This window comes from Pseudotamlana agarivorans (assembly GCF_001642835.1).
Classification (GTDB): Bacteria; Bacteroidota; Bacteroidia; order Flavobacteriales; family Flavobacteriaceae; genus Pseudotamlana; species Pseudotamlana agarivorans.
The window spans coordinates 1-10930 of sequence record NZ_LXEI01000028.1 but is presented as its reverse complement, the minus strand read 5'-3'; the positions used below and the strand labels follow the sequence as shown (position 1 = coordinate 10930).

At 34.2% G+C, this 10930-nt stretch carries 7 protein-coding genes; 3 read left to right on the top strand and 4 right to left on the bottom strand.

Going from position 1 to position 10930, the window contains the following annotated elements; genetic code table 11:
- The first annotated feature begins 369 nt into the window (after positions 1-369).
- Positions 370-1869 (top strand): MauE/DoxX family redox-associated membrane protein, encoded by a 1500-nt coding sequence (locus tag A6I66_RS16025; RefSeq protein ID WP_067151808.1) that lies wholly within the window; start codon positions 370-372, stop codon positions 1867-1869.
- 115 nt (positions 1870-1984) lie between these two features.
- A complete protein-coding gene (locus A6I66_RS16020; protein WP_067151802.1) occupies positions 1985-2260 on the top strand; it encodes a DUF6520 family protein in 276 nt (91 codons plus the stop codon).
- Between the two features lie 73 nt (positions 2261-2333).
- On the opposite strand, the gene A6I66_RS16015 is transcribed toward A6I66_RS16020, so the two are convergent.
- The 3 genes from A6I66_RS16015 to A6I66_RS16005 are packed head-to-tail and all read right to left on the bottom strand — an operon-like array spanning position 2334 to position 9461.
- Positions 2334-4988 (bottom strand): S9 family peptidase, encoded by a 2655-nt coding sequence (locus A6I66_RS16015; RefSeq protein ID WP_067151799.1) that lies wholly within the window; start codon positions 4986-4988, stop codon positions 2334-2336.
- A gap of 11 nt (positions 4989-4999) precedes the next feature.
- A complete protein-coding gene (locus tag A6I66_RS16010) occupies positions 5000-6406 on the bottom strand; it encodes a RagB/SusD family nutrient uptake outer membrane protein (protein ID WP_067151805.1) in 1407 nt (468 codons plus the stop codon).
- A 10-nt stretch (positions 6407-6416) separates the two neighbouring features.
- Entirely contained in the window at positions 6417-9461 is a 3045-nt protein-coding gene (locus A6I66_RS16005; protein WP_067151796.1) for a SusC/RagA family TonB-linked outer membrane protein, read from the bottom strand.
- An 875-nt stretch (positions 9462-10336) separates the two neighbouring features.
- Between A6I66_RS16005 and A6I66_RS16000 the strand changes: the two genes are divergently transcribed.
- Positions 10337-10582, top strand: coding sequence for a helix-turn-helix domain-containing protein (locus A6I66_RS16000; protein ID WP_067151793.1), 246 nt, complete (start codon positions 10337-10339; stop codon positions 10580-10582).
- Between the two features lie 92 nt (positions 10583-10674).
- Here the strand turns inward: A6I66_RS16000 and A6I66_RS15995 are convergent.
- Positions 10675-10930 (bottom strand): helix-turn-helix transcriptional regulator (locus A6I66_RS15995; RefSeq protein ID WP_157614251.1); only part of this gene is annotated, 256 nt, incomplete at its 5' end.

The following is a 10930-nucleotide window of genomic DNA, read 5'->3' as shown; positions in this document are numbered from 1 at the left end:
ACTACAGCCAATAACAAAAGTCTTACCAAGAACTCAAAACTATTTTGATGATGAAGAGTTAAAGTTCAACTTTGAAAAAGTATATAGAGATGTTGCTGAGATTTTAAATAAGTAAGATATCCCTAAAAGTGTTTAGGGATTATTATAATGTATTGACAAAGTGTCGATACAAATGCCGTCAATTACAAGGCTGTTGGGAAAACAATCTTTAGTCCATATGCCTCGCTAGTAATATTATGAGTTTTTGTGGAACAAATTATGCACACATAATTGATTCCGTTCTGTTTTGGAAAAAATCCTTTAGAGACAAGATTTAATCCTTTAGAGAAAAATAGAACATCCGAACTTTGTCAAATCAAATCAAAAGATATGGCACGTTTAAAAACAGTTAATCAATTAGTACCATTCATAGGAGGTGTTTTCTATATGGTATTATTGATTTATGCGGCCGTAAGTAAACTTAACGATTTTCAGCAATTTAGAATCCAACTTGGGCAATCACCAATCGTTACAGCATATGCAGATTGGGTAGCTTGGGGTGTTCCTTTATTGGAATTACTAATAGCAGGATTTTTTTTAGTGGAGCGGTTTAAGTTATTGGCATTTTATTGTAGCTATGCTTTAATGCTAGCTTTCACAGCTTACATTGTCATTATTTTGAATTTTAGTGATTACATCCCGTGTTCCTGTGGTGGTGTTTTGGAGGCTATGGGGTGGACAACCCATGTTGTTTTCAATTTGGGATTTATAATATTAAGTATTTGGGCTATTTATATTTTAGAGAATCAGTCAAATCAAAATAAAACATCAAAATTAAGGAAGGTTTTATTAAAGCTGACAATAACGGGTTTATGTAGTGGAGGTATCGTATTGATATTGTTTTTAATGTCCGAAAAGAATCTACATCGAAACAATGCGTTTTTGAGACGATTTCCACATCATCCAATAGTTAAAAAGTATGACTTAGATATAAAATATAACTCGTATTATGTCGCCGGTTACGATGCAGGTCACCTTTACTTAGGAAACTCAACAGCACCATTGCATCTATTGAAGGTGAATTTGCAAAATAGAGACACTGTACATATTAAAATAAACCTAGACGCACAGACTATAAAATTTAGGTCGGTAACAGTGAAATTAAGTCCACCTCATTTTTTTGTAATGGATGGGATGGTTCCCTGTGTTTTTAGAGGTGAAATAGGAAAATGGACGGCTTCACTTTGGATGAAAAACACCGCTTATTTTTCTCATGCAATCCCCATTAATTCTGATGAAATATACTTTAAATCCATTCGAGGTTCATCAAAGGAGGCCGTGCTTGGTATTTTGAAAAGTGGTGATAGTATGGCTGTAAAATTAAAACCAGGTATACTAGAAAAGCAGATTGACGGCGTCTTTGATGTTGATGGTATGATGGTATCCTCTCAGCACTCCAAGTATTTAGGATACGTTTATTATTACCGTAATCAATTTTTGGTTATGGATTCTAACCTGGAGCTAATAGAGCGAAGAAAAACTATCGATACCGTGAGTCAGGTGCAGTTGAAATTATCCAAGCCTAATGAATTTGGAGAAATACAAATGCAAGCCCCTCCAGTTATTATTAATAAGTCAGCAGCCTTATATCAGGATTATATGTTTATCCAGTCTGATCGATTGGGAAAGTATGACGAAAAGCGTATGCTCAATCAAGCGTCTGTTATTGATGTTTATAATTGGAAGGAGAACGAATATGAACTTAGTTTTTATTTATATCACCTGAATGGAAATAAACCAAGAGCTTTTTATGTATATGATCGCTATTTGGTAGCACTAATAGAAAATAATCTTAATGTTTTTGAAATAAAACCAAATTACTTTAAGTAACACGTTAAAAATAAAAACCAAAATGATATTTACAATTTACTGGCCCGTAACAGGAATCCGTTCGAAAACCTGTATAAAAGAGTAGGACATAATATTAATTTTAAAAACCATCATTATGAAAACAATTAAGTTTAAATTATTGATTCCGGTTGTAGCGATTGTTTTTGCTGTAACCAGTGCTTTTACTACTTCGGCAAGCTCGAAAGTAGATGCAGTTACCGCTATAAATGGCTATATAGATCATGAAACTCCATGTGAAATGGCTGTAGCCTGTTCATTAGCTCCAGGTCCTGTATGTACCAATGGAAACGATCCCTTTGCTCCACAGGTATATGGGAAATGGAACCCTAGTGATACAACGTGTCCAAGAGAAGTTTATCTGCCACAATAGTAGATGATTTTTTTATGTATTCATTTTATTGAATTGAAGAGGCTGTACTTTAGAAGAGCAGCCTCTTCTTTTTTTAGTATTGGTTAATTTGCGTCATCCAATCTTTAGCTTTTTCATCCTTTAAATAATGGTTAAACCAATCCAACATTTTTTTATGAAGGTCTTTTTGGTTTGATTTTTTGGAAAGTACATGAGACTCATTTGGGTACGCAAGTAAAATGTTTTCTTTCTCCATTCTTCTCAAAGCCAAATGTAAAAACTGACTTTGTTGGAAGGGTACTCTGGTGTCTTCTTTTCCAGACCAAATTAATAAAGGGGTGTTAATCGTGTTAACTTGATGCACAGGAGAATTGGCGAGGTAATTATCCATAGCCTCATAATATGGTTTTTGCATCCGTGTTTGCCCAAATTCAAAATAATCCATTTCTGGACTATTATTAAAACCAGGAAGAACGCTTAATGACCAAGAAAATAATTCAGAGTAACCAGATCCAGAAATCGCAGCCGAAAAGAGATTGGTTTGTGTGATTATAAAATTGGTTTGATAACCACCAAAAGAATGTCCCATAAGTCCAACCCTTTTTGGGTCTATGGATTGGTTTTCTAAGGCCTTTTTGGTAGCAGCAATAATACAATCTGCACTGGAAGTACCTAGATGCCCATTTTGAATAACAATATCAGGCAGTAGCACAAAATAATCATTGAGACTCAATGTTGTGTGAATATCTGCATCATTACTGTAGAATGAAGGGGTGTAAAAATGGTTGTAGTATCTAGATTGTCTTTCATAAACATTAACAATAAGCGGGTACTTTTTATTAGGGTCATAATTTTGAGGGAAACATAAAACACCTAGAAGTTTATCCTTTTTAGAATTCATGTAGTGAATGATTTTAGAAGTTCCCCAATGGTATTTATCATGGTGTTTATTGCTTTGATAAAAAAGTTTTGTTCTACCTTTATTGTAAAGAACGAGTTTCGAAGGTTTGTCAAATGTTTGTGTGTCAAACATAATTGTAGAGCCAGAATGACTTTTTATTAATTTACTTATAAATTTATCACCATAATCTATAGTTTTTAATTCCTTGTTTTTATCAAGTATATATATGCCTCTAAACCTAGTTGTGGAATCTATTGATTTTATAATTAGGTTATTGATGTCTTTTAGAGGTGTTTTATTAATTGTTTTTGATATCCTTTTTTTAGGATTATTACTCACAGGATGATAAACAGTATAGCTCAAATTATTTTCTTTACCGTGGGTCAATCTTTCCGTAGTTCCGTTATTGATGTTAACTTTCCAAATATCATGTTGGCCACTAATTATGAAATCGGCATCATTTGAAGTCCAAATAGGATAGCTGATCGGGGCAATATTTAATTCTGAATAGTAAAAACTACTGTTAAGTGGTTCGTTAATGTTTTTAGAAACATTCGTGTGTTTTTCAGTATGAACGTCATAGATCCACCAACGGTTATCCCTAAAATAACTGATGTAATTCCCTTTAGGAGAGGATTTGATTAGGTGTTCACCTTGATTCTGTTTTTTTAAGAATAACGTTGTTGTTTTCTTTTTTAAATCTATCAAATAATAATCGGTGAATTTGCCACCATATTTAAATCTTGGTAGATAATCTTGTAGACTATATACCAGAAAGTGTGTGTGACTATTATTCGCTATATAAAAAGGGTGTTCTGGGGAAGTGATCTTAAAGAAATCATCATTTTCTAGATTCCAACAAGCCAGTTTGATACCAGATTTATTAAATTCAAACGCTTGCTTTCTAGGTTGAATTTCGGTGTCTTTATAATGCCAAATTTCTAACCTATTAGGATCACGTTCCTTTTGAGGGCTAGATTTAGGATGCCATTTTTCTATCGGAAAAAAGACCTTGTCGTTAGTTTTGGCAATAAAAAAATCAGATAAGCTATTTATGGTAACCTTTGATACAAAAGTGTTCTTAGGAAAATTAGCCGACTTGCGATGATCAAAATGTCGAAGTGATTTGTCATAATAATAGATAATGTGACTTTCCTCTATAAAATTGGGGTCTTTAAAAGCCTCTAAGAACATAAGGCTATTAAGGTTTTCATGCCATTGTAATTTAGAAATGACTTGTGAAGTCTTATGAATAGAATTGGGTTTAATACTTTTATTTAAGCTTAAGATGTTAACTGTGTTCTTGTTATCTTTATTTTGAACAAAAGCCAACAGATTTCCGTTAAAATTAAAACTGAAATCCTGAACATTTTGTATTGTTTCATGTTCTCCTTTAACGAGGTCGTGGATTAATAAGTTTTTGTTTTTATGATAAAATGCAATATACCTCCCGTTGTTAGACCAGAGGTATTTTTTTGCATTAGGAAATAAGTTCCTTTCTTTTGTTTCAAGATTAAGAAGAGCTATGCCACGTTCTTTTACCAAATAGGCCACCCAGTCACTATTCTTATTAAATTCAGCCTGATATCCAAAAGGTATTTGCTGTAGGTCATAAGTCTTAACGTTTTTAATGAAAAGTGTGTCTTTCCCAGATTGATAGTTCATGGTAAAAGACGCCCATTTACCATCGTAAGATAACTGGTGGTTCGTGAGAGCACCCCACAAATGATAATCATTTTCGGTAACTTTTAGTTTTGTGGTTTTCTGACTAAAAAGGGCAATTGGGAAGACCAAAAACAAGCAAGCTAAGACCACTTTTAATTTATTAAATGTGTTTGTCAAATTCATTTGAATTGATTTTAATACCCTAGATTTTGAGGCTCTAGGTTTGGGTTTAAAATAAGTTCAGATTCTGGGATTGGAAGTAACCGGTTGTTTGTATTCCAGTTTGGTTTAATAGTCTCTAAAGAGGTATCCAATCGACCTGTACGTTTTAAATCGAAAAAGCGGTGAGCCATTTCACAAAAAAATTCCAAATGTCTTTCTTTATAAATCGCATTTAGTACATCGGTTTTATTAGATGCTGTTACAGGGGCTAGAAGGGCACGTTCTCGAATAAGGTTTAATTGTGTTAAAGCATCAGGGATATTGTTTAATTGAGCATGAGATTCTGCTGCTATTAAATGTAATTCAGCCAAGCGCATCACAATAGAACATTCTTGGGTAGTACCAGTTGTAGTATTCAATTTATACTTATAGGCGTGGTGCCAAACCGTAGTCCCATCGCTAACCTGGGCAATCCAATTTGTAAACCTATTATCATTAGGTTCAAAATCATTTAACAAGGCATCAGAAAGAATACAATTAGGAGGCGGTCCACTAGTGAAAATGTAGGTTTGAGCATCTAAAGTGTTAAAACCAGGTATTCCCGTATCAAATTGCCATAAAGTTTCCTTAGTAGTATTAAGGAAGACTTGGTTAAGGTCTGGGGTTAAAGTGTAATCCAAATTAGTAATGAGTTCCAAAGATTCATCCAAGGCGTTCGTCCAATCTTGATTGAAAAGATAAGTTCTGGCTAATAAGGCAGAGGCCACCGCTTGGTTCGGACGCGTCCTATCTGGTGTGGTGTAAGCTAAGGGAAGTAAGGACTTGGCTAGTGATAAATCCTCAATGATTTGTTCATAGACTTGGTCTGTGTTTAGTTTATAAACCGAACTATTAACGCGGTAATCCGAAGTTTTAATATACGGAATGTCACCAAAAACGTTAACCAAATAAAAGTGAATAAAAGCTCTAATAAAGTAAGCTTCACCAGTAAAGTTTGATTTTTCTTCTTCTGTTAATACCGTGTTATTTTCCAAGCCTTCAATAATGGCATTGGAAGCATAAATCAAGTTGTAACTACTGTCCCAAATATTAGAGATAGTGGTATCGGAAGCTAATAGGCTATTTTCATAAAAAAAACGTGAAGAAGTGTTATTACCTGTAAGTATGAGTTCATCCGTATAAAGCCCTAATAAGTAAGGTAATCCAGAAATGTCTCCCGTTACAAGCGTGTTGTCTCTAAGCTGGGTATAAATGTTGATTACAGCAGCTTCAACTGTTGCCGGGTCTTCAAAGACAAGCTCTCCAGTTAATTGATTTGTAGGAGGCGGTATTTCTAGAAAATCCTCACAAGCTATGAGTAAGGAGCAAAAGAGTATGGCTAGAACGAGGTGCGTTCTGCTATTTTTTATTTTTTCGAAAAAATGAGATATGATTTTCATAAAAGTTGATTTAAAAAGTGAATTTTGACCCAATAGATATAAACCTTAATGGAGGGATGGTGTTACTAGTTCTAGTTTCTGGATCAAGCCCATTATAGTTACTTAGAGTTAAAAGGTTTTGGCCTAGTAGAAATAGGTTGCATCCAAATTTTTGGGTTTGTAAAGAGGTAAGATCGAAGCTTATTGAAAGTGTTTTTAAGCGAATGTAAGAAGCATCACAAATGGCGGCATCGCTTTGTGCAAAATTAGAATAAGCTCGTACAGCATCTCTATTTGCTCCACTAGTAAATTGTTGTATGTCGGTTTGGTCACCTGGGTTTTGCCAACGGCCTAGTACCTCTTGTGGTTGATTATTCATAGTCCCCACAATATTACCTGTAGCTAAGTAATTTAACCCTTCTTGTTTGGTGAACTGTAAAAGGAATTCCAAGTTGAATTTGCCATAAGATATACTGTTATTAAGGCCTCCATAGTACTTAGGATTTAGATCTTTAACAACCTGTTTATCATAAGGAGCTGAAATAATACCGTCATTATTAAAATCTACAAATTCGAAAAGCCCTGTTTGAGGATTAACCCCTTTAGATTCATAAAGTTTTAGAATATTAAGGGATTCTCCAATTACTAAAGTATTTACATAAGTTGAGCCTTCTAAATCAGGGAATTCAAGCAGTTTGTTTTCATTTAAAGTAAAGTTTAAGCTAGTTTCCCAATTAAAGGAATTATTTCTAATGTTTACGCTATGGATTTGAAACTCCCAACCACTATTTTTAACTGTAGCATTAAGATTAGCATTTAAGGAACTAAATCCTGTGATTCCAGGTAACGGTATGCCAACCAATTGATTAGATGAAACGTTTTGGTAATAACTGCTTGAAAATGAAATACGGTCGTTAAGAAACCCAAGTTCCAATGCAATTTCCTTTTTAGTGTTTTTCTCCCAACTGAAGTCTGGATTGAACAACCTTGTGGGGCTCATTCCAATGATATTTTGATATTGAGAGTTACTAAAACTATAGGTATCTAGGTATTGGTAGTCACCAATTTGGTCATTTCCAGAAGTTCCGTAACTACCTCGGAGTTTACCAAAACTTAAAAAAGGAATGCTTTTTTCTATGAAAGCTTCATTCGAGAAAATCCAAGCAGCACCAATGGCGTAAAAATTAGCAAACTTTTTATCTGTACCAAAGCGAGAAGAACCATCTCTTCGTCCTGTGATATTAAGTAAGTATTTGCTTTTGTGATTGAAATTAATTCTCCCAAAAAAAGCATTATAGCGGTATTGAGTTTGGGAGTCGTCAAAAATGGTAAGGCTGTTTGCAGCAGCTCTATTTTCTATAAAATTATTGTTAGTAAAACCTCTAGCAAATAGTGATAGTTTATTGTTTTTTTCTTCCTGAAAGGTGAGTCCAACTAAAGCGTTAATCTGTGAGTTGTTAAAACCTTTATGCCAATCCAATTGTGGTTCGATAATCCATGAAGCTCTGTCTGTATTGTTATGGGTGGCTGATGAAGCACTACTATCAAGCCCATAAGCGGGATTAAACTGAGTATGCGGACTAGTTCTTATTTCCTTTAGGCTACTTTCAGTATAGCCCATATTGGTTTTAAATTTAAGAGAATTGGTAATTTGGTAGGTAAGCCCAAGGTTTCCAATTAAAGTATTACCATTAGCTTGATATTTTCCTACCGAGTGTCTTAGCGGGTTATTCCAAGTGGAGTTTTCCCAATTTAATGAGCCGTCATCATTGTAAAGATCTGGAGCATTGGGTGGAAGTAACATGGCTTCTCTAACCAAACTTGTAGGCGGTAAAATATTAATGAAATTGGTGTAGTTCGTTGAAAACGAAATAGCTAATTTATCGTTTAATGTTTTGTGGTTAATACTAGCTAGGAACGATGATGTTTTGTTTTCAAAATCGCCTTCAAGTACAGTGGTTTGCCTATTATAACCACCATTAATTAAAAATCGAGTCTTACCATTGCCTCCAGATAAACCTGCTTGAATATTATTTAAATAAGCGGTTTTGCCAAAGAGTTCTTTCTGCCAATTGGTATATTTTTGACGGTTCCACGTACCATTAACATCATAAGCATTGGCAGGGAAGGAGTTAATACCATCATTTTTAAAAGCTTCTTCTCGCATACTAATATACTCGGGTGTATTTAATAACGATACGTTGTTAGGAATGCTACCGAGCCCTGAACTTAAATCTAAGTTAAAATTTAAAGGAGTGTTTTTACCTTTTTTGGTAGTTATAAGTACGACACCATTGGCGCCTCTAGAACCATAAATAGCTGTAGCATCAGCATCCTTTAATACCTCAAGACTTTCTATGTTGTTTGAATTGATAGTATTTAAAGGGCTAAATCCAGAGTCTGGAATAATGGCTCCAGATACCTGTCTGTCTCCTAAAGGGGATGAAGCATAAGGTATGCCGTCAACTATGTATAAAGGATCACTCCCTTCAGCACGAATGCTGTTTTGTCCCCTGATTTTTATACTGAATCCAGTGCCAGGTATGCCTGATGTTTGGGTGATTTCAACACCAGGCATGCGACCTTGAATGGCAGCTAAGGGATTTGTAATGCTATTTTTTTCAATGTCCTTAGCCGTAATTCTTGAAATATTTCCTGTACGCTCTTTGTCTTTAACAGTATAATACCCTGCGTTAATTTCTACAGTATTTAAAGCGGTAATATCTGGTTCTAGCTGTATATCTAATTTAGAGCGACCGTTAATAGCGACTTCTTGAGTTTTATAGCCAACAAATGAAAAGATTAAAACATCATTACTTTTTGAGTATATGCTGAAAGATCCATTAAAATCTGAAGTAGTTCCACTACGAGTACCTTTAATGACAATAGTTACTCCAGCTAAGGGCATGCCAGTATTGTCGGTTATTTGTCCTCGAACTTCGTTTTGTTGTAAAGTTTTTAAGACTATTAGTGTGGCATAATTTAGAGCAATAACATTTGTTGTTAATGGAGTTGAAGCTAATATGAGAAGGCAGCATAGTAGCTTCCTTCCCGTGCTTATTGGTTTATTTTTCATAATTTTGAGTTAGGTTGAATATTATTTGTTTAATCGATTAGCCTCCTATTCAGTTTGGATATTGCGATAGGAGGTTTTTTTACATGTTGTTTTATCTCATAGGCATTTATTTTAAAGGTTAAATAATGGAATGGTGCCACCTATTTTTGGGGAGAGATAAGTGACACATTCCAAAAGGACTAATTCAAATCTTTGCTATTAATCAGGCATAGAAGTTTACTCCACATAATGTATATGCAGAAAATCTAAAGCGTACTGATGCTATGGTGTCATGGCTGGATTCCATGAAAATATGAAGTCGTTAGTTTCAGGATAATAGTGTTCTAACTAATACCAGAAAAATGAATTGTTTCGTCACTCCTGAAACAAAATTGCCCAATTATATTGGGTTTTTAGGTTTTTTGTTAAACAGAATATCAAACACAGTAAGCCCCTGCATGTCAAATTGCGGAAGGAGACCAATCTGTTTTAATTTACAAAACGTGTTTTGCATATTCTATTTGGTTTTTTAAATCGCAATTCAGGTTTAAGCTATGCTTGGAATTGTTAAGTAGTAACCATATTGTAAGAAAACAAAATGGGCGTGGAACTCAACTTATCTTGATAGAGGTACTGGTATACCGTGCAACGATAAGAGAGCCCACGCCCGGGTCGTGAGCCAATCTACTTATCATCTCGTTGCAAAAATTACCAGTTTTCTATCAAGAGATTCAAAGCAATTGCTTCAAATATTTTAATGAAGAATTGCAAATATATTTAATCTATATATCAGATTGAATATAAATATAACGCAAAGTATAAAAAATTGCTCTTTGTTACAAGTTCTTGTAACATTATTTTGATAATTTATTAGTGTTTTTGTTTAAAAGCATTTTATGAATGAAGACTTAGACAAAAAAAGACAATTAATTTTTGGTGAAAACGTACTAAGGCTTAGAGAGGAAAAAAACTTATCTCAAGACGACATTGCCGCAAAATGTAGAGTGACAAAAAGCAGCTTGAGTGTTATAGAAAATGGAGGTAGGAATTTTTCGTTTACTACATTAATTGCTCTAGCAAAGGCTCTTGATGTTCACCCAAAAGTATTACTTGACCTGGATTTTGAACTAGATAAGGAGTAAGTTTTAACACTTTTTCGTTCTATACTTGATTATTCTTTAATGGATAAGTTTTTGACTCTAAGGGATTTATTTATAAATGAAAGCAGAAACCATCATTTTTTTCCTTCTAAAGGAGTTTTTCGCAGTTCACTAGGAGGGTATCCATAATGTTTTTTAAAAGCTCTAGAAAAATGTGCGATACTTTTAAAACCTGTCATTCGAGCAATAGAAATTAAAGCTTCGCTACTGTACTGAATCATCATTTTCGATTTTCTTAGGCGTTCCTGCATCAAAAACTTATGTACAGAGGTGCCATAGAGCTCTTTAAAACCATATTTTAATTTAAACTCATTAGTACCTAATTGTAGC